The sequence below is a fragment of the Paenibacillus sp. OAE614 genome, from assembly GCF_040546645.1.
Lineage (GTDB): Bacteria > Bacillota > Bacilli > Paenibacillales > Paenibacillaceae > Paenibacillus_AQ > Paenibacillus_AQ favisporus.
In genome coordinates, this window is record NZ_JBEPOD010000001.1 from 3,482,253 (window position 1) to 3,506,104 (window position 23,852).

The following is a 23,852-nucleotide window of genomic DNA, read 5'->3' on the forward strand; positions in this document are numbered from 1 at the left end:
TTAATTACTAATCTTCCATACCCATGATTAGGTGCAGATATCCTCTACAAGGAAAATTCATGCAAATCATGAATATCCCTTATCGGGGGACGTCCAAATAACCGGGCGTACTCTCGATTAAATTGTGAAGGACTTTCATATCCAACACGGAATCCTGCGTTAGCTGCATCCAGGTTTTCCGTAAGCAGTAGTCGTCTTGCTGTTTGCAAGCGAATGATCTTTTGATATTGAAGCGGACTCATGGCCGTTACTTTCTTGAAATGTCTATGCAAGCTCCGCGGACTCATCTTGACCGTCTTTGCCAGCTCTTCAATGATTAGAGGCTCACAATAATGATTTCTGATCCATTGTATGGCTTCGGATATACATTGAGAATAGCTTCCGATCACGGCAAATTGCTTCAGCAGCTCTCCCTTCTCAGCTTGAAGTACCCTGTAAAATATTTCCTTAACGATCAAGGGAGCCAGCACCTCAATATCAGAGGGGGTCTCCAGAAGTTGTACAAGGCGTAAAACCGCTTTGAGCAAGTCCGAGGTTGACGGATTGAGCAGGATTCCTCGTTCAGTCGTCATCTTCTTCGAAGGACTGGATGTTGTCGATATATCGAGAAGAAGATCCGGATCGAAGGTCAGTTGTAGACTTAGGTATGGATGGCTTGGCGATGCTTGAGTAATTTGTCCGATCACAGGCAGATGTATCGGAGAGACCAAATAGCTCCCTGGGTCCACATCATATCTTTCCTCGGCTAAGTCCACCGTTTTAGAACCTTGAACAACGATGTAAAGGGAAGGATGGCTGTTGCTGTAAACTGGCCGTGACTGCTGAGATTGACGTCTGAAATAAAGCTCAGGAATTGCCATGCTGTGCACGCCATCCATCGGTGTATGATGATCAATGTACCGGACTAACTCGGAAATGAGCTCTTTCAAGTTTATGCACCAACCTCTTTTATTCAAAAATCAGTTAAACCCATTATACCTCTCTGGCGGGATTAGGCAAGGAACGGGCATGAATGGTCTACCGGTTGAACGCCCGCTTTTCTTAAAATGAAATATGTAAGAGACATATATTATAGAAGAAAGAAGTGGTGAGTGTGTCCGGAATACAAGATAAAGTCATTGTAATAACAGGCGCAAGTGGCGGGATCGGTGAAGCAACTGCAATGCTGCTTGCCGAGAGAGGAGCCCAAGTTGTACTTGGCGCGCGGCGATCGGATCAGCTTGAAGCTATAGCCAACCGGATTGAGAAGTCTGGCGGTAAGGCAGCTTATCTCGTTACTGACGTGAAGCGGTCCGAAGACCTTACAAACCTTGTCCAATTGGCAAGCGAGAAATTCGGCAAGCTTGATGTTCTTATTAATAATGCGGGTTTCATGCCCATGTCTCCCTTTGACGATCTGCGGGTCGAGGAATGGGAAGACATGATCGACATTAATATTAAAGGAGTTCTATATGGGATAGCAGCGGCATTACCCACTTTTCGGAATCAGGGCTCAGGACATTTTATTAACATTGCTTCCACGGCAGCCTATCGGATTTTGCCTAATATGTCGGTTTATGCAGGGACAAAGCTTGCCGTTCGTGCGATCTCAGAAGGTCTGCGTCAAGAGGCCGGCGATAAGCTTCGCGTAACGATTGTTTCACCCGGATTCACAAACACACCTGGATCCATGCAATCGGATGCTCTGGACGCTATAAGGGACCCAGAGATGAAAGCCAAACTCGAAGCTTATCAGAATATCGGGTTATCCCCCTACTCTATCGCCAAAGCTATTGCGTTCGCAATTGAGCAGCCCCATGACGTGGATGTCAGTGAAATCGTGGTCCGCCCCACAGCGCAAGGATAGGAGACGGATCATGCTGACTAAAAACATCAAAAGCCACCATTTATCGTTACCTTAAAATTGCTCAAAAGTAAGGAGTAGTTTTAGAGCACATACTTGAGCCAGGTTTTCAGCTACTAGTAAAAGGACGTACCCCTGCACTTCGTTGCGGTTTCGGTACGCCCTTCTTTATAACAGCTTATTTAACAATTCTTCTTTCCCAAAACAGCAGTCGGTTCCAATGCGATGCGCCAGAACACCAGATTAACGTGTCTTTAAGCAGCACTGCTGCAAATAGGACGAGAAGATTGTTATATTTATTAACATGTGCTTGTTATCCCCATCCAGCTTGCTGAGCAAAATCCCTCCCTCCAACAAGGAAAATGCAAATGATGCTAGCGCATCCACATCCAGATCCTCTCTAAACTCCCCAGCTTGAATGCCGTCATGAATGATACTTTTCATCATATCCAAGAAAGTATGCAAACCTTGTCTTGCCCGACCACTAAGCTCTGAATGCGTATCGTCACTTTCTACAGCTGTATTCTGCATAGGACATCCGCCGATAAATGGTGGATTGTTTACAACATCCTCATAGACACGAAAAAAAGCCATTAACTTTCCTGAAGCAGACTGCTCTTGGTCGACCGCCTCAGAAAATTTTCTGTTGACCATGCCGGCAGCGTAATTGTAAGCTTCCAGCGCGATCTCGTCTTTACTGGCAAAATGTCGATAGATGCCCCCCTTCTTAATTCCTGTGTCGGCAATGATATCGTTTAGCGATGTGCCGGCATATCCTCTCTGGTTAAAAATTTCAGCCGATTTCATAATGATAAATTCCCGTGTTCGATCCCCTTTTTTCATGAGCTCCTCCGTATGAACCTCTTTTATTCCAATAGATTTAAATAAATTATACAATATTGGCCTTGTCATTTACTAGAATCCTGATAATATAAAAGATACCATTCGGTCTCTTTTATTGTACAGCAAGCCATTCCAAAATGAAATAGCGTTGGGCTGGCCATTCATCAAGGGGATTTACGTACAATGATCGAGAAAAAAGTGGACTCCAATTGATTTCATGACAGGCTTTTGCCTGTTTGGAATAAATAAACCTTTTAGGAGGATTTTTCAATGAGTAGAAGTAGGCATTAGATCGCTAGATATGTAACCTCTCACAATATAAGAAGGAAAGAAGGAAATCTCATGGAGGATGCTCTCCACAATACGAAGACCGAGAAAAATGAAGTTCTCTTGCTTCCGCGTGAAGGCTTCATTATTACGTTGCTTTGCCTTACTGTTGTGTTGGTCACAATGAATACGGCCATGTTTAATTTGGCATTAAGCGATTTAAGCCATGATTACAACCTGCCTTCATCTATCGTTTCGTTGACCGTCACCGGCTATTCTATCATGTTCGCCATCTCCTCGATCACCTACAGCCGGTTGTCTGATTTGGTTCCGCTCAACCGATTGTTCGGCATTAGTCTGGTTTTGACGGGAGGCGCCTCGGTTGGAGCGATGCTGAGTAACCATTTCTGGGTGCTGCTAACTGCCCGCATCGTGCAAGCTGCCGGGGCCGGGGCGGCACTCTCCCTGTCCATAGTGCTCCTAGCCCGTTACATACCTCAGGTACGCAGGGGGAAATCGATGACGTTCATCATGTCCTCCGTGTCACTGGGTTTTGGACTTGGCCCGGTCATTGGCGGCTTTGTGGTGCAGTATCTCGGATGGAAATATCTTTTTGCCATTACATCCTCTCTGTTGTGCATTGCCCCGCTGCTTATGTGTTTTATCCCAAAAGAGTCGATGTCCAAACGGTCTTTCGATGTAATGGGAGCAGTGACACTGAGTGCAGGTACAGCAGGTCTGCTGCTATTTTTCACCAACTATCATCCCGTTGCCTTGTTGATCGGAATTTCAGGGATAATCGTCTTTACTCTGCATATCCGCCGAGCGAAACATCCATTTGTGCTGCCGTCATTATTAGCTAACAGAACCTATCTTATGATTGCTTTAATCGGGGTCTTAGCCTATTTATGCAACTTTGCAACGCTTTTTTTGCTACCGCAAATGCTATTGAAACATTTTGGTTTGAGTGCAAGTCATGCCGGATTTGTTATTTTTCCAGGTGCTATTTTGTCTACATTGCTATCAAGAAGGGTCGGGGCGATGATCGACGAGCGGGGAAGCAGCAGAATGCTGCGTACGACTCCTATGCTCGTATTATTGGCGGCCGTATTATTCGCAGGACTGGGCACCCACTTTTGGGTAGCCAATGTTTTTGTGTACATGCTGATGAATTTAGGCTTTGCTATCATTAGCAGCAGTGTTTCTAACGAAATTTCGTGCACACTCCCCTCTTCTCAGATGGGTTCAGGAACGGGATTGTACCAACTGATGCAGTTTATCGGCGGCGCGTTCAGCATTGCGGTGATGTCCAGTGCAATGGAATGGCAAAAGCATCTTCCGCCTAGCCAGACGTATGCCAACCTATTCTGGGGGCTAGCCGTGGTGGCGGCTATATCCAATTTGTGTGCCTTTCTGTACCTAAGACGAATAGCCCCAAAAGCCACATCGTCATCGTCATCTTAGCAAAGTTAATATGGTATACATTAATTGATAGTATATATCAAATACGGTTAACCATATAAAGCCGCAGCAACGCAGCTTTTAAGCGGTTAACCTTCGATCTTCAGCATGAGAATGTTCAAAACTTATTTCATTAGGCAGTTGATTCAAGTCGAGTTGCTGTTCTAACATAGGGAGGATGCCACTTTGGTGTTAATGCCTGTAACTTCAATACCCTCAAAACGCACTACTTTTACAAGCCTATATCAGGAGGTAAATGCCCATGATCCCAACAAGTGAATGGCTGTCCCAGTGGGAGCAGCAGCGTGACAAATTGAAATGCCCTGTAGATTTGAATGATTATTTTATTTTGCCTGAAATGGCAGGCAAGCAGCTGGCAGTTATAGATTTTGGTCCTACCTCCATTCCTACCGGCCAAATTCTTGTCCGCGACCCGCTATGTTATTTGGGGAGTATAGAGGAGCAGCCTTATTTCCAAACGGCGTCCGTTGGAACCTACTCAGCCGAAGCCTGTGTGGTGAAGCCGGACGAGGATGGTGACTGTGCCCGCTATGCCGCCGTTCGTCTGCGATTTTCCGATGTTCCTGCCGTCCGGTTCGAGGAAGCTCTGATTGGACATGAAGATATTTTAGGGATGGGGGAAGGAGAGTTTTTTGGCTTCAATGTAGATGCCGGTCTGGCATGTATTTGCGATAAGCAGGCGCATCAAGCTTTTTGCGACTTTGCTAGTCGGTGGCATCAAGAACATCCTGATGGCAATCTTTACGATGATTATTTTGCAGCCCTGTTTGCCAAGAGTTATCGCGAAAATCCACAGTATCAACGCAGTGGTGGCGATTGGCTAAACTGGAAAATTCCTGATACCGAGTACCATGTCCCCATGTTTCAATCCGGTTTTGGCGATGGCGCTTATCCGGTTTATTGGGGATACGATCAAGCAGGTGAAATTTGCCAAATCGTCGTTCAGTTTATTGACATTCAATTGGCATATACGTAAGTCAGCTCAAAGGAGAACGACCGTCATAGGCGTTCTCCTCCTCGTCACACTGAATCTTCCTCTTGCTACCTGCTGTACGTAAGCTTCGCTGAGGCCACGCCACCAAAAATTCCGGGTGACGAGCTTCGATATATTCATCACATCAGTGAATACAGAGGATTACCCCTGCTTGTTACATATGTACCACCCCTCCTTACTCCTCACAAACACATGTATGACTTTACAATGAGGATATGCTGTGAGTAAAGCCAGTCTTTTGCTCGTTTACGATGACTATGAAAAGGTAGGAGCAGGGAATTCATCAATTCTCAACCGAAGTAAACTATATGGTTTTTCCCGCAGGTCTCTCCCATAATGAAATCTCGCCTGCCGATGTAATTGATTCACAATGACATATAAGTATTGATCGGGGCCAATCGAAAAAGTATCCGGCCATAAAATTCTCGGATCATGTGCGATGGTTTCCATTGCGCCATTCGGCAATATTTTCCGGATGCTATTATTTTCATAGTCTCCTGCATAAACGGTTCCTTTTGAGCCGGTGATCATTCCATCAGACGCACCTTTTTCTCCCCAATACTGCACATATTGAGATAAATTCATGTCCTGTATCCTCCTGTCTCTTAGGGCTTCTGTTGAGATCGAGAACAGTTGACGGCTGGTTAGCGGAGCATAAAATAAAACCTTACCATCAACAGAAATTGCTAAACTATCGGAAGCCATTCTAAAAGGGGAAGTTGAGCCGTCCGGGTTTCGATTCATCAAAATTCTACCTTCTACTTTTGGTAAAAAATAAGAATCAGGTGAAGTTGATACTGCCCCATTTAACCGTCTAAACGCGTTCCCATTTTCTAAATCCACGACGATAATAGCCCCTGGCCCTCTGGAAGAAGAATCCGTTATATATGCATAGCCTGCTCTACCTACCCGAAAATCCAAACGGACGTCATTCAGATAAGTTGTTGGCAAAACAATATCTTCAGTAAAGGTATATACTCTCCTTATTGTGTTCGTGCTTAAATCAACAGCAACTAATTTTGCTCCCCCTTGAATAGGTTCAGAAAAATTTGGTGCCCCTGTATCCAATACCCAAAGTGTTCCTCTTCCATCAGCGACGATACTTTGGACACTGACGAAAGACATCGTAATATTCGCAGTATTAACCAAATTGGTTTCTAAATTGGGATAAGGCTGCAACTCACCCTCTACAATTTCCGCCACAGTAAATTGGACGTCGTCTCCCCATTTCGGAAAGCATACAAAAATACGACCGGTTTCCGAAACGCTGACACCAGTAGGCATAGCCCCATAAAAAGCATGCACTAGCTCAAACTGCCCAAAATACTTTTCCATAGGTAACTTAGGCTGCATGATATCCTCCTCATCAAATCTAAACGGATATCACCTATATATGATGAAAATTTGATGTAGTGCCTGGTTCTTGTTAAATTTATCTATCGTGATGGATACTATGGGTTTGCTTGTTTTGTTCAACCTCAGCCACTATTTTCAACTGTTGCAAAGGCTGTTATTTTTAATGGCAAAAGACGTGTTTTACCTTTCTGTAAGTTAGGAAAAAGACAGCCTGCTTGGGGCGGCTGCCTTCAATGTTTATTGAGCTAACGCTACTCTGCATTAGAAGGCAGCTTAAAAACATATTCTTCGACTTCCTCAGCACGTGCATTGGAAAACCCCTTGTCTTCACCACAAATCTTAAATCCGCATTTTTCCAATACCCGAATAGAAGCTGTATTATCTTTTGCTGCACGAGCAAATAAGGGACGAATGTTTACATAGTCAAGAAGTTGAGAAAGTGATCTAGTTGCAATACCTCTTCCCCAGTACTCTCGTCCGATCCAGTAGCTGACTTCTGGTTCACCGAACTGTTCAAAACTCGATACATGCCCCGCAACTTGATCGTTAAAAAGCACGGTCTTTTTTATAATCCGATCGTCGTCTAATATCTTGTGCCAGTGAGACATAAAGGCGATCTTGTCCGTTGGATCTTTGGCAGTAAAGGCAGCCATATGGTTGGCAGTCTTGTCCAATTGCTGCTCAAAAAAGATCGGCAAGTCATCTTTATTCACGTCTCGCAATATCACTTCGTTATTCATATTTCCACCTCACTAAGTGATGTTTTCCGAATCCTGACCAAAATGAAAATATCAGTCGTCCACAGACTCTGTCGAAATCGTCCCGCATCCGTTGAATAATGCGAAATGTTGAAAACAATGGTTTATTGCTGTTCGCAACTGCTTTGTTGGCTGTATGCCGTTCTCGTACCATATATTTTTAACAACGAGTGTACCGGTTTTTCGTTCCGCGATGATTTCGGCTCGTCCGATTAGGCTTTCTCCGTATAATAGAGGCAGTACATAATAACCGAATTTCCGTTTGATTGCGGGTGTGTAAATCTCCCAGGTGTAATCGAAGCCAAACAATTCGCTGATCAGCTTTCTGTCCCAAATCAAATTGTCCAGCGGGGCAATCAGCTCGCAGCGAAATTTCGGTTCCGGATTTTGCAGGACGGCTTCAATTAGCGGCAAGTCCTCTGCGCGGCAGTACAGCGTATCCTTCAATTGCTCTACGGCAATAGCAACAATGCGAGCTTCATCCAACAACTGCCGGAAAACCTCGTTACGCTGCACCGCTTTCAATCCCCATATGTTCAGCCAAGCATCGGATGCCCGATTCCATAACAGGCCAACAGCACCGATCCGGCGCAGCACCCGCCACTTGTGATGATCAAGCTCGGCCATCAGCGGCTCCGGCGCATTCAGCAGATTTGGCGGTATGTATTTCTCGGCGATATCGTAATATTTACGTGTTCCTTTTTTGTGATGGATAATCAACTCGCCTGTCGAGTACATCTGTTCCAGCACCGACCGGGAAGTATTGTTTCCGCTGCTCCAGTGGATGGCCGATTGCCACGAGAAATTCCCATCCAATTGTAGATCATCCGAGCTTAGCGCACCATAATTGTGGATGTGAACCCGCACTTGCTCAGTCAACTCTTCCATTCCGGGGTAGCGCTTGGCATGTTGTCGGGCGGCCTGCCTGTACCGCTCAAAATACGGCCAGTCCTCGAGAGGTATAATAGCCAGATTCTTGTCAGGATAATCGATCAGGAATCTATCTTTATACAGCAGCTCGTCGAGCATGTTCTTGGTAAATCCTTTGATTCGCGACTGCAGCACCAATTCGGCGTTTTTTCCGCAAACATCGATGGGATCGTATTGAATACAGCCGACCTGCCGCACAAAATCCAATACTCCCTTCTTTCCAGCAAATTGATATTCGCCTAGGAGCCCGTGCTTCAATAACAGAAATTGTCTTGCCTGGCGGTTTGTCAATTCGATCATGAACGCATCGACTCCTTAACGAAACATTCGGGAGCCGATTGCACAAGATGACGGATGGCGAGGTTGCTTATCTCAATATAGTCATTATTTACTTCTTGCCATAATGGCAGAATCCATTCGGGAACTTCGTCTGCAATCCTGTTTCCTAATACCGAAAATGGCTCTTTTTCAACGATTTCAACCACGCCTATTCCCCCTATCTGTGGAAAACACAAAAACAAACAAACGTTCCCATACATTTTACCATTATTTAGAGAATAAAAACAAGAAGGATTGAAAAATAACCCTCGCCAGATCGGATCTTCCAAGGAAAAGGGGCACCCGATTTCGAGTGCCCCTTCAACCTCTATCACCAAGCCTTCATCATCTGGTGGCGGCTGATGAATAGACGACCGGGAAATGATCGCCCATCAGAATGTCCCCTTTGTTAATCGTGACATATGACAGCATCGGATGGCTGCCGTCCGGTTCGTAACGGGTATGTCCCGGCATGTAGTGAACGGCGATTGCCCGCCGTTTGCGCTCCGAACGGTTGTGGGGGCTTCCGTGCCAAGTGAGGCAATGGTGGTAGCCAACCTGCCCCTTCTTGATTTCAAACGGTACCGCTTCCACTTTTGCTTCCTTCGGCAGCAGCTCCGGCTGACGATGGTAAGGCATGAAATCGGGCGTGTTCGCCAAATAGGTTTGATGATTCCCCCACTTATGGCTGCCGGGCACCATCCACATGCAGCCGTTCTCGATGACCGCATCGTCGAGCGCGACCCAAGCGCTGACTAAATCCGCGGGCTGAATGATCGGCCAAAGCGGGTGGTCCTGGTGCCAGTTTGTCGGACCGCCGGAGACGGGCGGTTTGTATTGGATTTGATCATGCCATATCCGCAGCGTATCGGTGCCGCACAGCTGGGCGATCTCTTCACAAATGACCGGGTGAGCGGCGTGCTGAAAGAAAGCGTCGCTGGCCATCCAAATGTTGACGATTTGCACCACTTTCTCACTGACCGTCATTTTCATCCCCTCATGAAGGGAATCGCTGCTTTCCGCCAGCATGTTTCGGTTCAGTACCGGTTTATTCACCGACTTCCCTTCCATGACTAAATCAAGCTCTTCGCGCAGTCGCTCCACTTCCTCGTCGTTTAAGACAATACCGCCCTTCACAAAACCGTTTTTCTCGAATTCGGCCAATTGATTTGCATTCAGCAACTTACCTCACGCTCCCGCCCGTTTTATAATGATGGATGTAAACGCCTTCTATAGATTTATCATAGATGGTATGCTCATTATTGTATTTTCCGAAATCCATCATCTTTTTGGGTATTTGCAAGTTTAAGCTTCAGACGGAGGAGATTGGTCATGTTTACCGGAACATTAGACATGATTACGCCAACGGTCAATTTTTCTGCCAGGGCAACGGCAGAGGCGGGAACGGACTGGGGGTATCGGAAGATCCCCGACAATCAGCTTTTCTATGTCGTGTCTGGCTGCGCAGAGCTCGAGATTGGAGGACAAAAAGTAGCCATTCTGCCGGGAGAATGCGTTTGTTACGGTCCGGAATGCCAAACGAAGCTGACGGCTATTCGAACGACTGATTATATCAGCGTTCATTTCCATTGGCACGCCTCTTCTCCTTTGCCCGTCCATCCCGGACTCCAAATCAAATATGGCGATCCGGGTTCGTTCAGTGCCCCGCAACTGTCCGTTTTTCATATACCGTCTTACGGAGAAGTGAAGGTTCCAACCCTGCTAACCATTGCCGGACTTGAACCGATCCTGTCTAAAATGGTTAATGAATACTAATCCGAGCTCCCAGGATATACGCTGACACTGCGTTCGCTTATGATGCAGGCGATTACGCTGATCTGTCGACAGCTGCTGGGGAACGACCACGTACAGGGTTCGAGGAACAAGATCGAACCGGCCATTCAAGCGATGCAGGATGAGCCCGGCATAAACTGGTCGGTTGCCGCACTTGCGAGCTTGTGCGGCTATCATCCGGTACATTTCACTAAGCTGTTCAAACATGAAATGGGGGTGACACCGAAGCATTTTATTATCAGAGAAAGGATCAAACGGGCGAAGCTCGCGCTTCTGCAGGGCGAGAAGCTGGAATTGATCGCGGAAAGATTCGGTTTTAAGAGCCTTCACTATTTCAGTTATCAATTCAAGCAGGAGACAGGTCTCACGCCGACGGAATTCCGAATGAACGGCCGGTTCGGCGAAGATGGATAGCGCCTTTGGCCATCGTTGGAATAGCTTAGCCTTTCATCATTACCGGCTGCCGGCGCGGCTTAACGAATCGATTGTCGGGTTGTTTGGTCGTAAAGGTCTGCAAGCGAATTTGCAATCCGCTCGATGACGGTCTTCGAGCGGTAATACCCGCCGTGTGAATTAAGGGGGGTGCTGGCCAGAAAACCCGGGTTTCTGACCTCCACATCTTCTGTCACGGCCGCATCATACTCCGCGCTTAAACGCTTGAGCGGATAGGCGATCACATCATCTTTATCGTAGAAATTAACCCATTCGCCGTATGGTAGCCCCTCGGCCAAAAGAGCAGGCGAAGGAAACGATATCGGCTTCCCAAAGTCGTTATACCGCATCGTCCAGATCGCGATCGGGCTGCCCATGGTGTAAAAATGTGTTAGCGTATCACCACGAACGAGTGCAGAAGGATTCTCACTTATTGATGCAAGCTTGCCGCTTGGCAGCCTGCCGTTTTGCAGGTCGTATATGAAGTTACTCGCGATGATCGTGCCAAGACTGTGGCTTATGATGCACAGCGGGGCGCTGGGTCCTGTGCACTGTGCGAGCTCCTGCAGCTTTTCATAAAATCGTTCGTGAATTGCGGTGTAGATGTAGTTCCTATCATCGTCACCTGCTTTGTGGGGCAGCGGTTGATAGGCAATCGCGTCACCTAGAAAGCTGATGGCGTACCCCCGAGCATCGATCCACTTGTTCCAGTGCAGATGGTCAGGAGAAAGCTTTTCCTTGAGCTCATCTTCCAGCCGGTCCGTGATGTCCGCCCAATAAATCCCCTTGCTGACCAGCTCCACCGCTGGACATATTTCACCTAACCGCTTGCTAATGAGCCCTGCCATCGCCTCATGAAAATATTCTTTTTGCTTACCAATGCCGTGGACAAACCCTACCGCGATTTTCATCGAATTCCCCACCACCTTCATCGCAATTCAACTATCCATATCATTCTAATTATAAGGGAGAGCATGGGGGCCGATCCAATAAAGAACAGGTGCCGCCTCTGGATAAAGGCTGTGTGCTCGAGGAGCATGGGCGGAAATGATGAAAGAGGGTTTCTCGTTCATTCAAGTTCCTTTTTTAGTACTGTGCTTGGGATTTTGCCAATATACTCTAAAGATATGATATGACAATGGCTTCTTCTATTTTCAGGAAGGAAGATCAGCACATGCCGATAAGTCCGCCAATGTTGCAGAGGGGCGATACCGTTGGAGTCGTTACTTTGGGGAGTCCGCTCGCTGCAGACGTAATTAATGCACGGATCGAAATTTTGAGAGCAATGGGATTCAATGTTGTATTGGGTCAATATGTATATGCACAAAACGGGTTTCTTGCCGGCACAGACGAGCAGCGTGCTTCTGATTTGATGATGATGTTTCAAGACGAGCGGGTTAAAATGATCCTACCCACCAGAGGCGGTACAGGAGTGGCGGGAATTCTTCCTTACCTTGATTATACGGTGATCCGCAATAACCCCAAAATTGTGACAGGTTACAGCGATATAACGGTACTATTAAACGTAATGCATCAATATGTAGATTTAATAACATTCCATAGTCTGCTGCTCATTGACTTCAAACCCGATACGCCCGCTTACAATTTCGATCAGTTTTTCTCCGCAACATCCGTATATTCATCAACCCGGACCATCTTCAATCCGCCGGGGATGCCGCTGATCAGCCGTGTTCCGGGCAATGTAACTGGGCAGCTTGTGGGCGGTAATCTGACCTCCTTTGTCGATACGTTGGGCACGCCTTTTGAAATCGATACAAGGGGTAAAATTATTGTTCTTGAAGAAACTCATGAGCCTACCAATACCGTATACAGGTACTTGAATCATTTGAAGCTTGCCGGAAAATTCCGTGACTGCATCGGCATTATTATGGGAGAGTGCTCAGGCTGCCAGGCAGCTTATGGTAAATCTTATGAGGATATAATCAAAGAATTTGTTGTACCTCTCGGTAAGCCGATGATAACGAACCTTGCCACAGGTCATGGCTTTTATAAAGCCGCTTTGCCAATTGGCGCAACCGTTAATCTCGATTCAGTCAATAATAGAATTACTGTAGTTGAACCTACCATCAGTGTTATGCAATCGTTATGACCAGCTAACAGCTCGTCTTTATGTTGCTAATATTCTCCGTAACCTCAGTGGATGGGACAATTCGTATCCAGGTGCGACGGTGTATTGGGCTAAGGCAATCCGTAAGTGTCAGTAATTTACTCTCGTCGGCGATTATTTTATTTGATTTGACGGATGATCTCGTCAACGACGTGCTCGATCGGCGCGGTGGCGTCAATTATAATTCCGTTTTTCGGAATGTCTTCTTTCGTTTGGTGCAATCGCGTAATGAGTTTCCGTTCTGATGGCTTTCCACCCCACTCATTCTCCGGTCGCTCGTCAAGCCGCCGGTTCAATGTGTCAAGGTCGACATCAAGGACAAACACGCCGTCAAATAGATCTATGAATTTCGAAAAGTTCCTAGAACCACCGCAGAAAAATGTTACCGCTTCATCCTGATTGGCGACCAGAGCTTTTACCTTATCGACATGCCAAATGTGGTGCTCATGCGTGATACCATCCGTCCGTATCCCCGTTTCCGGATCGCCTTGATAAGCCAATTCACGGTCACCGTGAATGGCATGGTAGCCGCGCCGCTGCAATTCTTTGCAGACCGAAGTTTTGCCGGTGCCAGAGACGCCTTCAATTAGATAATTCCTAATGCCCATGGCTAGACCCTCCCAATCTCCTTTTACTTCTTATTCGTTCGGAATTAATTCATACAAGTCACGAACATTACAGCCGATAGAATCTGCGATCGATATGGCAATTTTGAGTGGCATCACTCTTTTGTTTTCCATAAAGTCATAAACCCGTTCCGGTTTAAAAAGCAAGTCTTTTGCCAGCCATTCCGCTGACTTTCCGGATTCCATCAATCGTTCATTCAGCAAGCAACGTCCAAGTTCAAATTTCAATTAGCGATGACCTCCCGCGTAAGAAAATAGTTATTTAACCTTAAGCGTTGTCCATTGCCAGCAAGAGTATACTTTATAATGAGGGCCTTAACGATAAGATTCCACATGCGTCTCCCAATTGGAAGGGCGAGTTCCATCGCCGGGCTATCGTCCGTTAGTTAAATCTGCAAAGCAGTGCTATTTTATTCAAAAAACCATTTTATTTCTGTCGAGCCGATACCTTTTTCAGCTATTACGGGTGTTTTTTGAGCATCACCTAACTTTTCAATGCGCAATTGATATGGTTTAAGCATCTCTTCCCAATTGTTGGGAGGCGACAAATTTGAAGCCGCATGGCTGAGATAATCAGTAACAATCTGTTTTAATTGTTCATTGCTTATTTGACCCGGATCATATTCAATTCCAACTTTATATAGTTTCACTTTGGGGTCGGCAGCGAACCCCGATAAAAGTATGCCAGGTTGTTTATCAATTTGTTTCATACTTTCGGTCAAACTTTGTCTCACTTCAGGAAAAGTATCCTTATTTCTTTCCCCTTGGCAGCCTGCAATAATGGTGACGGACGAAATCAGAACCAATATTATGAATAGATGTAAAGTCCGCAGCAGATTTATCCTCACCTCTGTGCTTAGTTATTCAACGGTAATGGGAACGTCAAGTGCGATTAAGCCTTTTGAAAACAAAACAGCTGTGAGAATACTCCGCATCTTCATTAACTAAACTAACTCCCTCTCAACGTTTTAAGCGCCCACCTTGTATTGGTATTTCATATCAATAAAGGCTAACCAATTCTTCATTTTCACTCCGAGACGAGTTCCCGGATTCCCCGGATGATCTGCTCCCGTGCCTTAAGCTTGTCCTTGAGAAGGCCAATTTCGGCCTCTGCATCTTCTGACCTGCCTGTTCCTTTGAACTCAAATCCGGTAATAATCCAATCGGTGGACACCTTGTACAGGTCGGCCAGCCTGGACAGCGATACCAGATCCGGTTCGGTCTTTGCTGTTTCATACGCGCTCAAGGTTTTATTGTTGATCTGCGTCAAACGAAATACTTCCATTTGCGTTAGTTTACGGTTAATACGGGCGTTGCGTAAACGTACGGCGATATCCTCCAATTGTGTCTTTGCCATGCATCGGCCACTCCTCCATAGAAATTCTATAGACTGTATCGTCTAAAGATAGAACGCACGAAAATCGAAAAAGTCCCATGGCGGGCTCCGTTAAAATTGTTCCGCTAAAAACGTTGATTTAAGCTATTAACTTTTTACTTACATCAAAATGGGCATTGTGTACCTTAAGTGTTTTCATAACAAACTGAAATGAGCCAACTTAGTTCTTGTCATCTTACATTACTTTAAACTAATAACTACTTTCCCCTTGGCCCTTCCGCTTTCCAGGTAATGAAATGCTTGCTCGGCATCTTTCAAAAGATACACCTTATCAATAATCGGCTTAATGAGTCCGCCTTCAATATACCCCTTTATAACCTTTAATTGTTCTCCGCTCGGTTTCATAAATAGGAAGTGATACGTCGATTGGCTCTTTTTCTCTTGGGCTTTGATCTTACGGCTCGCAATCGACAAAATGGTTGTTTTCACCCAACCCAATTTCGCCTCTCTTCCAAATCTGGCGTTCGGCATGCCGGAAATGGATACAATTTGTCCACCTGGTTTCAGTATGCGGAATGACTTGTCCAAAGCTTCTCCACCTAAAGTATCAAAAACAGCGTCATATCCGGTAAGGATTTCTTCAAAATTCTCTTTTTTATAATTAATAATTAGATCAGCCCCCAACGATTTGACCAACTCATAGCCTTTTTCACTTGCAGTTGTAGCAACAAATGCACCCATCAGCTTGGCCAGTTGGATAGCGAAGGTTCCTACGCCTCCCGAACCTGCGTGAATCAAGATTTTTTGGCCTTTTTGAAGATTTAAAATATCAACAAATGCTTGGTAAGTCGTAAGTCCAATCAGTGGTATCGATGCCGCCTCTTCAAAAGTGAGATTTTCCGGCTTCAGACAAATATCTTCCTCATGAACAGCAATAAACTCAGCTAAAGTTCCGATCCGGTTCTTGCGTGGTCTTCCGTAAACTTCATCTCCTGGTTTAAATGTATTGACCCGGCTGCCAACCTTGACTACAACTCCTGAGAAATCATTCCCCAAAATTAGAGGAAACTTGTAATTCAATAATAATTTCATTTTCCCTTCCTTAATTTTATAGTCAATAGGATTTAAGCTGGCTGCATGTATTTCTACTAGCACATCATGTTCTCCGATATCCGGCATTGGATGTTCTGTCATGACTAATGGAACATTTTTTCCGTACTTGCTAATGATCATAGCTTTCATTTCAAATCACTCCTAATAATATGATTATTGGTTTAAACAGTTAAACCAAATGTTGATATAAGAACTCACTAGAACTTAACTCTTTTGGTTAATCACTGAGACCATCGCATTCGTCTTCAACGGCAGTAATTAATGACTTGAGTTGTTCAAGTGGTTTACGGACAGTCAAAACATAGTAGTTTTCTACACCTTTTTTTTCCGATTTAATAAAACAAGACTGTTTCAATACCTTTAAATGATGGGATACAGCCGGTCTGGACAAATTGATATGTCCTGCTATTGTATTCACATTAAGTCCCGATTTGTTCTGTGCTAACAGCATAATAATAGCTTGACGGTTTACATCGGTCAGCACTTCCAATAGAGGGATGCAATCTTTAAATTGTTGCAGAATATCCTCCGTTTGCTGGCTCATGCCATTCACCTCTTAGGTTCATTGGTTTAATCTATTAAACATAATTATAGAGCTTTTAATAACAAAATCAAGCTTAGGCAAAACCACACCTATAATTTGTGCCTTCGTGATAAGGTTCTTCTGAATGAGTTACCTATCCGATTTCAGTTAATTTGATGGCCTCCTCTTCATATGTCTTGAAGGGGAGGCCTTTATGTCATTATCTTTCGGTGGATGTGGGACTGCATCCGCAAAATCCTCATGCCCCGTCCATGCCATGGTTACAATAAGAGCCCTCTCGCCCGGCCCAAAATCCCATCGGATGCATAGACTGATTTATCCAATGTGAGTAAGGAGGAAAAGGCTTTTGATGAACAAGAAAAATAAGGGCCGATCAAAAACGGTCTCACCCCGGCCCAAATTCCGCAAAAAACCAGTGCATATCAATGCATCTGAAAACGAGCTTGAGTGGTTGGCCAAAATCAACCCCGCCCGAGATCCCAAACAGGTCCAGTTAGTTGTAGATCTCCCGAATGAGGTATATGAATACTTACAGGAGAATGAAGTGGAATGGGATCATGCCATTCAAAATGGTTTGCGTAGTGCAATGGAACCCGCGATAAACCCAGATTCGATCAAGGAAATAAAGTACCGAATTCAAGTAGTTACATCCGCCGACAGTAGGCAAAGTTAAACGATTCAGGATCTGTTAGGACGCAGGATCTGCCTTGGTTTATGTGGGTGTAGCACCAGTTGTTATATTCAGCGCAGGACACCTTCGTCAACCGAAAGTTGTACGATCCTGCCTATTAACATTGCGACGGCAGCCGATGATTTTGGCCGGATGCCGTCGTATTGCTCCCCGTTAACTTGACGTCGTTACCTATTGACCAGCACCTTGCTGGTTCAATGGTCCGAAAATTGATGAAAAACCGGATTTCAAGCGGGTACTTCTAGGGATCGCCGACGGTCTCTGGATCACCAAGCTCCGACCTCCGCGGCTATTTTACTTTATTTAATAAGTTTGTTACCATTCTGCTCAATGTTCCTTGATCGATAAAAGGAGCAAGACTCGCCAGCAGATCCGGGCTAAGATGTTCAACTTCAACTCCAGCAATCAACTTTTCGAGATTTTCCCTCCCCAGAAAAGGTGCGAGGCTAATGATCCGGTTTGCATCGATGGTGCCGTCTACAACCCGATCTGCCAAACGACCTAATGTCTCTCTGCTGATGAAGGGTGCGAGTTCATTCACGACATTCCAGCTCACGCTGCCTTCTTCAGCTTCCAGTATCAGCCGATCCACCTGCTCCCTACCCAGAAAAGGGGCGAGGCTTACAATCCGGTTCGCATCAATGGTGCCGTCTACAACCCGGTCTACCAAACGATTTAATGTCTCTTTGCTGATGAAAGGTGCCAGCTCTTGGACCAAATGCCAGCTCAAGCCACCCTCTTCGACATGTTGTACCAACCGATCTACTTGTTCTCTTCCAAGAAACGGAGCAATTTCAACAAGACGATGCACTTCTAAGGAGCCGTCAATCGATTTATCAACCAGTCGGTTTAATGTGTCACTACTAACGAATGGAGCAAGTCCGGTAATGGCGTCCCACAGAAATTCGCTTCCTTCTACTTGACGAACCAGTTCATCTAATGTATCTGTTCCGAGGAACGGCGCCAGACTCAAGATCACGTCTAACTTAAGGACGCTGCTGTCTAATCGTTCAGTCACCTTATGCAAAGCGCTTGCTTTTACAAAAGGCGCTACTTCTACAAGCTCTTCCAGTTCCACCTCACCGGCATTAACTCTCTCTGCAACTTGTTCCGGCTTGTTCTCTGCGATCTCCTCCATGATCGTTCCTAGGTGCTGGTGCTCCCGAACTTCTGTGTGATCTCCTGCATTTAAAATGTCGTCTACCGTTTTGCCGAATAATCTAGCCAACTGCGGAAGCGTTCCGATATCCGGTAGCGAGTCGCCCCGTTCCCATTTCGATACCGCTTGATGGCTTACATTCAGTTGATCGGCAAGTTCCAATTGTGTCAGATCCCGGTCTTTGCGAAGCTTCGAAATATAAGCACCAATTTTACGTAAGTCGAGCATCGTATACCTACCTCCGATTAAGCAAAATGTACAGTGCGCACTGTCGATAACAGCATAACATTTCCAAAAACGTTATCCTATCAAGCGTTGGTTGAATGGGCACATCCGCTTTATTCAACTGCAGGTAGAATGCTTTATAAGGTAAATTGTTATACTCTAAAAGGCAATATCATTTGGCGGAAAATAATTTCATTTGGCCAACATATAATTCAGCAAGTTAAGGCAGCCGACCTCCTGCCGACTAATGAAAAAACGCCCCTATTACTGATCAGTTAATTCTGAACCCCCGGCTTAGTTATGTATTTTATGTGTTTATTGGCTGCCCTGCTCAGCTTCCTCCTATACATCCGTGAACCAGAACGTATCGCTGGTTTCATTATCGCACCCGGTTAGCTTGTAATGAGACCCGTACTCTTTATTCTTCTCGAGTTCAATACCACGGCACACCGTGCTTGGACGACCTGCATCGCTGCCAAACCCGTCCCTCGAATTGTCATACGTATACACAATTGCCTCGGCCCCATCATAGACCAGTTCATAGAAGATTGGGTCGCCTTCATCCGTGTACTGCGTAATGCGCACCTGATTCGGCACACCCATGTCGAGATTCCCAAGAAACAGCTTCCACTTCTCGAGATTGTATATCTTCCCATGAACGTTCACGATATCACCATTCGCGGCTGCTTTGTCAGCATCATAAGGGTCAGACACAGCGGGGAACGCTTTCGGCTTCGATGGCAGTGAAGTCGTCTCCCCTAGTGCAGGAGCAGTGGAAGGATTGGTCGTATTGCCGATAGATCTGCCCGACTTCTCACTGCAGCCCGATAGCAAAACCAATCCAGCTCCTAATATTAACACCCATTTGATCATGAATCATCACCTCACATTTAACAACGCTATAGCGAGTATGAATGTTTCAATCGCATACGCGAGCACTAGAGTATTCTTCTATTTGTTGAATTAAAATGTTCCGTATACTATGACCTCCATGTATTTAGTAAGGATTCCCAACACCTTGATGTTCTTACACATACACGCTATTACATAGCTTCATGCCTGGAGCCAGTTTTACTTTGGATCTCCGTCCACCTTTGATGAAACTCGATTTCCAAGTATAGCCAATTAGGGATTTTTCTATTAAAATTGTCCTGGGGTGATATTATGGCGAAATTAAACCGTACTGAAAGCAACTTCAAAAGCCAGATCTGCAAGGTACAAAAGAATATTCGTAAGAAAGACGGAGAGAAATTTAACATTTACTTTGAGGGTACAGAACTTGTGAGGGCTGAGTATGATTAAAAGAATAAAGCTTCGCGCGCTGCTCATAGGTGGGTTTATAACCCTTCTTTTTGTTGTTCTATTGATTCGGGTATTTACGCTGCAGGTTGTCAAAGGACAAGACTGGCACGAGCGGGCAGTATTTCAGTGGACGAGAAATGTCACGATTCCGGCATCCCGCGGCATGATCACGGATCGGAACGGCGATGTGCTGGCTTCCGACATTCCGGCCTATACCGTTATCGTCAATCCGGCCGTCATCCACGAGAACGGATTGGAGAACGAAATTATCGAAGGACTGCACAACATTTTGGGCAAGGATGAAAGCGAGCTTAAGGAACTTGTAAATGCTAAAAAGGATGGGAAATACCGCCCTGGCCGGGAGGTTCGGAATGAAGGCTGGAAAGTTGACGAAACGAAAAAGGCTCAGATCGATGATTTCAACAAAGAGTTAATGGACCAGCTTGAGAAAGAAAAAAAAGGAATGGAAACCGGGCTGGGCTTGCTTAAGGAGCAGAAGCGGTATTATCCGAACGGAACACTTGCGGCTCATATTTTGGGTTATACCGACCGGAACGGTGAGGCTGTCGCCGGTCTTGAGGCATACATAGATGATTACCTTAAAGGTACCCCCGGAGAAATGAAATACGAGAGCGACCGGCAAGGAGACCAGCTTCCCCAAGCAAATATGGTGTACAAGCCGGCTTTTAATGGTAAAAATGTAAAGCTTACGATCGACGATACGATCCAGTATTATATCGAAGACGCGATGAAAGAGACGTATGAGCAGTACAAGCCGATCAGCATGACGGTCATTGCGGCCAATCCGAAGACAATGGAAATTCTCGGGATGGCGAACCTGCCGACGTTCAACCCGAATACGTATTGGGATCCCGCGACGGATCAGAAGGACTTTTTCAACTATGCCGTGAAGGCTACGTACGAGCCGGGCTCCACGTTCAAGATCGTGACGCTCGCCGGTGCGGTGCAGGAGAGACTGTTTAACCCGAACGCCTTCTACCAGTCCGGACAAATCTACGTCAAAGGGACTCATACGCCCCTCCATGACATTGTCCGCTCGGGATGGGGGCAGATCACGTACCTGGAAGGCGTGAAACGCTCCAGCAACGTTGCGTTTGTCAAGCTGGGCTCGGAAATGCTCGGGAAAGACCGGCTGCTGAAATATATCAACGACTTCGGTTTTGGCCAGAAGACAGGCATTGAGCTTCCCGGCGAAATATCCAAGACGATCAACCTTCCGGGTCCGGTCGAAGTGGCAACTGCTTCTTACGGCCATGGCGTGTCCGTGACGCCGATTCAGCAATTGGCGGCGATCAGCGCGGTGGCAAACGGGGGAAAGCTTTTAAAACCTCATATTATAAAAGAAATCACAGATCCGGATAATGGTAAAGTTATCAAATCTACCAATACCGACGTCGTCCGGCAGGTTATTTCCCCGGAAGCCGCCAAGGAAACGAGCAGCTATCTGGAGCAGGTTGTGGCAGACCGGGCGATCGGTACCGGAAAACACGCATATATCGAAGGTTACCGCGTTGCTGGTAAAACAGGTACTGCGGTCAAATACGGCCCGGACTTAAAACCGGATTATTCGAAATCCGTCGTTTCCTTTATCGGCTTTGCGCCGGTGAACGATCCGAAGATTGCCCTTATTGTCATTGTGGACCAGCCGAATGATCCGGATGTCGGCGGGGGCATGGTGGCGGCGCCGATCTTTAAGAAAATCGTGTCCCAGGCCCTGCCTTACATGGGTGTGCCGAAGTCAAACACCAAAAAAACGTCCAATGGCAAAACGACGGTGGAACGTCCTGAGGCTCCGACGCTAACGAAGCTGGCGGTGAAGGACGCCAAACAAAAGCTGCTGAACGCCGGTGTCGATTTTGAGACCATTGGCAAGGGTGCCTCGGTCATCCGGCAGTTCCCGGCAGCGGGAACGCCGATGAGTCCGGGTCAGCGCATCTATCTGCTCACGGAGGAGACCGATAAAATGACGGTGCCGGACCTAAAAGGCGAATCGCTGCGCGATGCGCTGGATATTTTGACCTTGCTGAAATGCTCGGTTACCGTCCAAGGGGAAGGATACGTCAGCGAGCAGCTGGTCACGGACAAGAACGGCAAGCGTTCCGTCCAGCTGACGCTGAAGCCGGTCAAAGATGACGAGACATCGGAGGATGCTTCATCCTCCTCCACGGAGGGTGGTTCCATTTCGGAGGATACGTCAGCGGACGATTTGGCCGACGGCAAGTCCGGTAAAGAAGCTGGCGATAACTGAATTGCGGCACAGATTACTCGACCTTTTAGTGCGATTATTAATAGAAGTGAAAAATAAATTAACCCCGCTTCTTTACTTAGAAACGGGGTTTTTTAGCGTATAAGAAAGCTCCTCATGCTTCTTGCTAATCTCGTTTACTTCTCGACAACCGGAATCCACATTTCCCAATATACAAAACAGTCTCGCTGCCCCATCTCAACCGTTGCATTGGGTCCGCCAACATAAGCGTAATGTTCGGCTGCTGGCAGGACTTGACCAAAGGCAATCCCGGTAAGCGTATTACTCAACTCATCAGCCGACTTCCCTTCGCCTTTAACGACGAGGTATTGTCCCTTTGGGAATTGGATCACTCTTGACTTATCATAACCATAAATCATTTCAAAACATGATACTGTTTAGAGGGCAACCAATTGTCCTCTCCCGCAGCTCCCCTACCTAATATTAGGCAGAGGAAGTCTATCGGATCACGAATGAGGTGGCGTCATGTCACGCCTTAATTAGAGTCTGCGGCTTTTCGGACGCAGCGCCCAGGAGGCCATGCCAAGCGCGGCATAGAAAAGCGGAAGAATGACATTGAATCCACCAACCCCGTAATCGTGAGCGAACACATGAGATAAGGCTGCGCCCGTCATTAGAAAAAAGATACCGCTATAAGCCCATTCCTTAAGACGGGGGAAACCTGGGATGACGATCGCAAGGATTCCAAGCAATTTCCAAGTCCCGAGAATATAAGTAATATATAACGGGAAACCAATATTAGTCACTAAATCGACATTGCCACCCAATCGCATCAATTGCCCGATCCCGCTTAATGCAATAGAGAATGCGAGAATGATGGTGACAGTCCAATAAGCGGCCGTCTTTCCGATCCGACGGGATTCAACCTTCGTTATTTTTTCATTACTGGTCATCGTATTCATTTCCATTCCTCCTAAGGTTTTGTTTTATTTACTTCTTCACAACCGGGATCCACATTTCCCCATATACAAGGTTATCACGGTGCCCCATCTCGACCGTTGCATTGGGCCCGCCGACATAGGCGAAGTTTTCGGCTTCGGGTAAAATTTGACCAAAGGCAATGCCGGTAAGCGTACGACTTAAATTATCTGCCGTCTTCCCTTCACCTTTAATGACGAGGTATGGTCCTTTAGGGAATTGGATCTCTCTGTGTTCTTCCGATAATGATGCTTCTGTCATGACGCCGACATAATACATCCTCTTGCCGTTTACCAGTTCGTTTACGGCGAAGATGTAGTCGTTCGCAGAGACAGCCTTTAAAGTGTCAAGCCTTCCATCCTGCTCCACGGTTCGCCAGAAGTTTTCCTTCTCCTGGTTCATGCCCGCATAGTCCGTGTACTCGCTCTTCAGTTCCGTTCCAACCCCTACAACGATGAAGCTGTCTTTCTCCTCAAGGTTAAATGCTGCCATCATCCCAGCTCCTT

Annotated in this window: 26 protein-coding genes and 1 pseudogene; 8 read left to right on the forward strand and 19 right to left on the reverse strand. The window is 46.2% G+C overall.

Going from position 1 to position 23,852, the window contains the following annotated elements; all coding sequences use genetic code 11:
- Positions 1-44: 44 nt before the first annotated feature.
- Positions 45-929 carry an AraC family transcriptional regulator gene (locus ABIE48_RS15955; RefSeq protein ID WP_192713947.1) on the reverse strand — a complete coding sequence of 295 codons (885 nt, stop codon included), beginning with the start codon at positions 927-929 and terminating at the stop codon, positions 45-47.
- Positions 930-1,093: 164 nt separating this feature from the next.
- Here ABIE48_RS15955 and ABIE48_RS15960 point away from each other — a divergent pair, with 164 nt between their 5' ends.
- Positions 1,094-1,846, forward strand: coding sequence for an SDR family oxidoreductase (locus tag ABIE48_RS15960; protein WP_192715250.1), 753 nt, complete (start codon positions 1,094-1,096; stop codon positions 1,844-1,846).
- Positions 1,847-2,086: 240 nt separating this feature from the next.
- Here the strand turns inward: ABIE48_RS15960 and ABIE48_RS15965 are convergent, their stop codons facing one another.
- Entirely contained in the window at positions 2,087-2,686 is a 600-nt protein-coding gene (locus tag ABIE48_RS15965; protein ID WP_192713946.1) for a TetR/AcrR family transcriptional regulator, read from the reverse strand.
- Positions 2,687-3,028: 342 nt separating this feature from the next.
- On the opposite strand from ABIE48_RS15965, the gene ABIE48_RS15970 reads away from it, so the two are divergent.
- Complete coding sequence (locus tag ABIE48_RS15970; protein ID WP_192713945.1) at positions 3,029-4,417, forward strand: MFS transporter; 1,389 nt, start codon at positions 3,029-3,031, stop codon at positions 4,415-4,417.
- A 259-nt stretch (positions 4,418-4,676) separates the two neighbouring features.
- Positions 4,677-5,411 (forward strand): DUF4241 domain-containing protein, encoded by a 735-nt coding sequence (locus tag ABIE48_RS15975; RefSeq protein ID WP_192713944.1) that lies wholly within the window; start codon positions 4,677-4,679, stop codon positions 5,409-5,411.
- A 273-nt stretch (positions 5,412-5,684) separates the two neighbouring features.
- On the opposite strand, the gene ABIE48_RS15980 is transcribed toward ABIE48_RS15975, so the two are convergent.
- The 5 genes from ABIE48_RS15980 to ABIE48_RS16000 form a co-directional block, all read right to left on the reverse strand.
- Positions 5,685-6,782, reverse strand: coding sequence for an L-dopachrome tautomerase-related protein (locus ABIE48_RS15980; protein ID WP_192713943.1), 1,098 nt, complete (start codon positions 6,780-6,782; stop codon positions 5,685-5,687).
- 254 nt (positions 6,783-7,036) lie between these two features.
- Positions 7,037-7,525: a GNAT family N-acetyltransferase gene (locus ABIE48_RS15985; RefSeq protein ID WP_145163770.1), complete on the reverse strand. Its 489-nt coding sequence runs from the start codon at positions 7,523-7,525 to the stop codon at positions 7,037-7,039.
- Positions 7,526-7,576: 51 nt separating this feature from the next.
- On the reverse strand, positions 7,577-8,773 hold the full coding sequence (locus tag ABIE48_RS15990; RefSeq protein WP_192713942.1) for a winged helix-turn-helix domain-containing protein: 1,197 nt from the start codon (positions 8,771-8,773) through the stop codon (positions 7,577-7,579).
- Complete coding sequence (locus ABIE48_RS15995) at positions 8,770-8,958, reverse strand: hypothetical protein (RefSeq protein ID WP_145018758.1); 189 nt, start codon at positions 8,956-8,958, stop codon at positions 8,770-8,772. The genes ABIE48_RS15990 and ABIE48_RS15995 overlap by 4 nt, the downstream gene beginning before the upstream one ends.
- A gap of 178 nt (positions 8,959-9,136) precedes the next feature.
- Entirely contained in the window at positions 9,137-9,973 is an 837-nt protein-coding gene (locus tag ABIE48_RS16000) for a phytanoyl-CoA dioxygenase family protein (RefSeq protein ID WP_145018755.1), read from the reverse strand.
- A gap of 150 nt (positions 9,974-10,123) precedes the next feature.
- Between ABIE48_RS16000 and ABIE48_RS16005 the strand changes: the two genes are divergently transcribed.
- Both ABIE48_RS16005 and ABIE48_RS16010 read left to right on the forward strand, forming a co-directional pair.
- Positions 10,124-10,567 (forward strand): hypothetical protein, encoded by a 444-nt coding sequence (locus ABIE48_RS16005; protein WP_192713941.1) that lies wholly within the window; start codon positions 10,124-10,126, stop codon positions 10,565-10,567.
- Positions 10,568-10,606: 39 nt separating this feature from the next.
- On the forward strand, positions 10,607-10,999 hold the full coding sequence (locus tag ABIE48_RS16010; protein ID WP_354519264.1) for a helix-turn-helix transcriptional regulator: 393 nt from the start codon (positions 10,607-10,609) through the stop codon (positions 10,997-10,999).
- 59 nt (positions 11,000-11,058) lie between these two features.
- Here the strand turns inward: ABIE48_RS16010 and ABIE48_RS16015 are convergent, their stop codons facing one another.
- Positions 11,059-11,928 (reverse strand): chemotaxis protein, encoded by an 870-nt coding sequence (locus ABIE48_RS16015; RefSeq protein ID WP_192713939.1) that lies wholly within the window; start codon positions 11,926-11,928, stop codon positions 11,059-11,061.
- A 263-nt stretch (positions 11,929-12,191) separates the two neighbouring features.
- Here ABIE48_RS16015 and ABIE48_RS16020 point away from each other — a divergent pair, with 263 nt between their 5' ends.
- Positions 12,192-13,127 carry a S66 peptidase family protein gene (locus ABIE48_RS16020; protein ID WP_192713938.1) on the forward strand — a complete coding sequence of 312 codons (936 nt, stop codon included), beginning with the start codon at positions 12,192-12,194 and terminating at the stop codon, positions 13,125-13,127.
- A 137-nt stretch (positions 13,128-13,264) separates the two neighbouring features.
- Here ABIE48_RS16020 and ABIE48_RS16025 read toward each other — a convergent pair whose 3' ends face one another.
- From ABIE48_RS16025 to ABIE48_RS16050, 6 genes are all read right to left on the reverse strand, one after another.
- On the reverse strand, positions 13,265-13,753 hold the full coding sequence (locus ABIE48_RS16025; protein WP_192713937.1) for an AAA family ATPase: 489 nt from the start codon (positions 13,751-13,753) through the stop codon (positions 13,265-13,267).
- 30 nt (positions 13,754-13,783) lie between these two features.
- A complete protein-coding gene (locus ABIE48_RS16030) occupies positions 13,784-13,999 on the reverse strand; it encodes an XRE family transcriptional regulator (RefSeq protein ID WP_192713936.1) in 216 nt (71 codons plus the stop codon).
- Positions 14,000-14,181: 182 nt separating this feature from the next.
- On the reverse strand, positions 14,182-14,505 hold the full coding sequence (locus ABIE48_RS16035; RefSeq protein WP_354519266.1) for a hypothetical protein: 324 nt from the start codon (positions 14,503-14,505) through the stop codon (positions 14,182-14,184).
- 293 nt (positions 14,506-14,798) lie between these two features.
- Positions 14,799-15,128, reverse strand: a complete 330-nt coding sequence (locus ABIE48_RS16040; protein WP_192713935.1) for a helix-turn-helix domain-containing protein — start codon at positions 15,126-15,128, stop codon at positions 14,799-14,801.
- A gap of 219 nt (positions 15,129-15,347) precedes the next feature.
- Positions 15,348-16,349 (reverse strand): NADP-dependent oxidoreductase, encoded by a 1,002-nt coding sequence (locus tag ABIE48_RS16045; RefSeq protein ID WP_145018730.1) that lies wholly within the window; start codon positions 16,347-16,349, stop codon positions 15,348-15,350.
- Positions 16,350-16,437: 88 nt separating this feature from the next.
- Entirely contained in the window at positions 16,438-16,764 is a 327-nt protein-coding gene (locus ABIE48_RS16050; RefSeq protein ID WP_145018727.1) for an ArsR/SmtB family transcription factor, read from the reverse strand.
- Positions 16,765-17,113: 349 nt separating this feature from the next.
- Here ABIE48_RS16050 and ABIE48_RS16055 point away from each other — a divergent pair, with 349 nt between their 5' ends.
- A complete protein-coding gene (locus ABIE48_RS16055) occupies positions 17,114-17,437 on the forward strand; it encodes a hypothetical protein (protein ID WP_192713934.1) in 324 nt (107 codons plus the stop codon).
- Between the two features lie 307 nt (positions 17,438-17,744).
- On the opposite strand, the gene ABIE48_RS16060 is transcribed toward ABIE48_RS16055, so the two are convergent.
- Positions 17,745-18,842, reverse strand: coding sequence for a helix-turn-helix transcriptional regulator (locus tag ABIE48_RS16060; RefSeq protein ID WP_145018721.1), 1,098 nt, complete (start codon positions 18,840-18,842; stop codon positions 17,745-17,747).
- Between the two features lie 339 nt (positions 18,843-19,181).
- On the reverse strand, positions 19,182-19,712 hold the full coding sequence (locus ABIE48_RS16065; RefSeq protein ID WP_192713933.1) for a DUF4362 domain-containing protein: 531 nt from the start codon (positions 19,710-19,712) through the stop codon (positions 19,182-19,184).
- Between the two features lie 421 nt (positions 19,713-20,133).
- Here ABIE48_RS16065 and ABIE48_RS16070 point away from each other — a divergent pair, with 421 nt between their 5' ends.
- On the forward strand, positions 20,134-22,410 hold the full coding sequence (locus ABIE48_RS16070; protein ID WP_192713932.1) for a penicillin-binding transpeptidase domain-containing protein: 2,277 nt from the start codon (positions 20,134-20,136) through the stop codon (positions 22,408-22,410).
- Positions 22,411-22,544: 134 nt separating this feature from the next.
- Here the strand turns inward: ABIE48_RS16070 and ABIE48_RS16075 are convergent.
- From ABIE48_RS16075 to ABIE48_RS16085, 3 genes and pseudogenes are all read right to left on the reverse strand, one after another.
- Positions 22,545-22,772 (reverse strand): annotated as a pseudogene (locus ABIE48_RS16075) (effector binding domain-containing protein); the annotation flags it as partial.
- Positions 22,773-22,907: 135 nt separating this feature from the next.
- The gene (locus ABIE48_RS16080) at positions 22,908-23,330 is read right to left on the reverse strand and encodes a DoxX family protein (protein WP_145018712.1); all 423 of its coding nucleotides are present in this window, start codon (positions 23,328-23,330) and stop codon (positions 22,908-22,910) included.
- A gap of 28 nt (positions 23,331-23,358) precedes the next feature.
- Complete coding sequence (locus ABIE48_RS16085; RefSeq protein ID WP_145022889.1) at positions 23,359-23,838, reverse strand: GyrI-like domain-containing protein; 480 nt, start codon at positions 23,836-23,838, stop codon at positions 23,359-23,361.
- Positions 23,839-23,852: the final 14 nt, after the last annotated feature.

Coding starts and splice junctions, on each gene's coding strand:
- ABIE48_RS16070 (WP_192713932.1), top strand. CDS start 20,134: ATGATTAAAAGAATAAAGCTTCGCGCGCTGCTCATAGGTGGGTTTATA.
- ABIE48_RS16040 (WP_192713935.1), bottom strand. CDS start 15,128: ATGGCAAAGACACAATTGGAGGATATCGCCGTACGTTTACGCAACGCC.
- ABIE48_RS16065 (WP_192713933.1), bottom strand. CDS start 19,712: ATGATCAAATGGGTGTTAATATTAGGAGCTGGATTGGTTTTGCTATCG.
- ABIE48_RS16015 (WP_192713939.1), bottom strand. CDS start 11,928: ATGAAAATCGCGGTAGGGTTTGTCCACGGCATTGGTAAGCAAAAAGAA.
- ABIE48_RS16010 (WP_354519264.1), top strand. CDS start 10,607: ATGATGCAGGCGATTACGCTGATCTGTCGACAGCTGCTGGGGAACGAC.
- ABIE48_RS15970 (WP_192713945.1), top strand. CDS start 3,029: ATGGAGGATGCTCTCCACAATACGAAGACCGAGAAAAATGAAGTTCTC.
- ABIE48_RS16025 (WP_192713937.1), bottom strand. CDS start 13,753: ATGGGCATTAGGAATTATCTAATTGAAGGCGTCTCTGGCACCGGCAAA.
- ABIE48_RS16060 (WP_145018721.1), bottom strand. CDS start 18,842: ATGCTCGACTTACGTAAAATTGGTGCTTATATTTCGAAGCTTCGCAAA.
- ABIE48_RS16020 (WP_192713938.1), top strand. CDS start 12,192: ATGCCGATAAGTCCGCCAATGTTGCAGAGGGGCGATACCGTTGGAGTC.
- ABIE48_RS15965 (WP_192713946.1), bottom strand. CDS start 2,686: ATGAAAAAAGGGGATCGAACACGGGAATTTATCATTATGAAATCGGCT.
- ABIE48_RS16085 (WP_145022889.1), bottom strand. CDS start 23,838: ATGGCAGCATTTAACCTTGAGGAGAAAGACAGCTTCATCGTTGTAGGG.
- ABIE48_RS15985 (WP_145163770.1), bottom strand. CDS start 7,525: ATGAATAACGAAGTGATATTGCGAGACGTGAATAAAGATGACTTGCCG.
- ABIE48_RS15990 (WP_192713942.1), bottom strand. CDS start 8,773: ATGATCGAATTGACAAACCGCCAGGCAAGACAATTTCTGTTATTGAAG.
- ABIE48_RS16045 (WP_145018730.1), bottom strand. CDS start 16,349: ATGAAAGCTATGATCATTAGCAAGTACGGAAAAAATGTTCCATTAGTC.
- ABIE48_RS15980 (WP_192713943.1), bottom strand. CDS start 6,782: ATGCAGCCTAAGTTACCTATGGAAAAGTATTTTGGGCAGTTTGAGCTA.
- ABIE48_RS15975 (WP_192713944.1), top strand. CDS start 4,677: ATGATCCCAACAAGTGAATGGCTGTCCCAGTGGGAGCAGCAGCGTGAC.
- ABIE48_RS16050 (WP_145018727.1), bottom strand. CDS start 16,764: ATGAGCCAGCAAACGGAGGATATTCTGCAACAATTTAAAGATTGCATC.
- ABIE48_RS16055 (WP_192713934.1), top strand. CDS start 17,114: ATGAACAAGAAAAATAAGGGCCGATCAAAAACGGTCTCACCCCGGCCC.
- ABIE48_RS16005 (WP_192713941.1), top strand. CDS start 10,124: ATGTTTACCGGAACATTAGACATGATTACGCCAACGGTCAATTTTTCT.
- ABIE48_RS16080 (WP_145018712.1), bottom strand. CDS start 23,330: ATGAATACGATGACCAGTAATGAAAAAATAACGAAGGTTGAATCCCGT.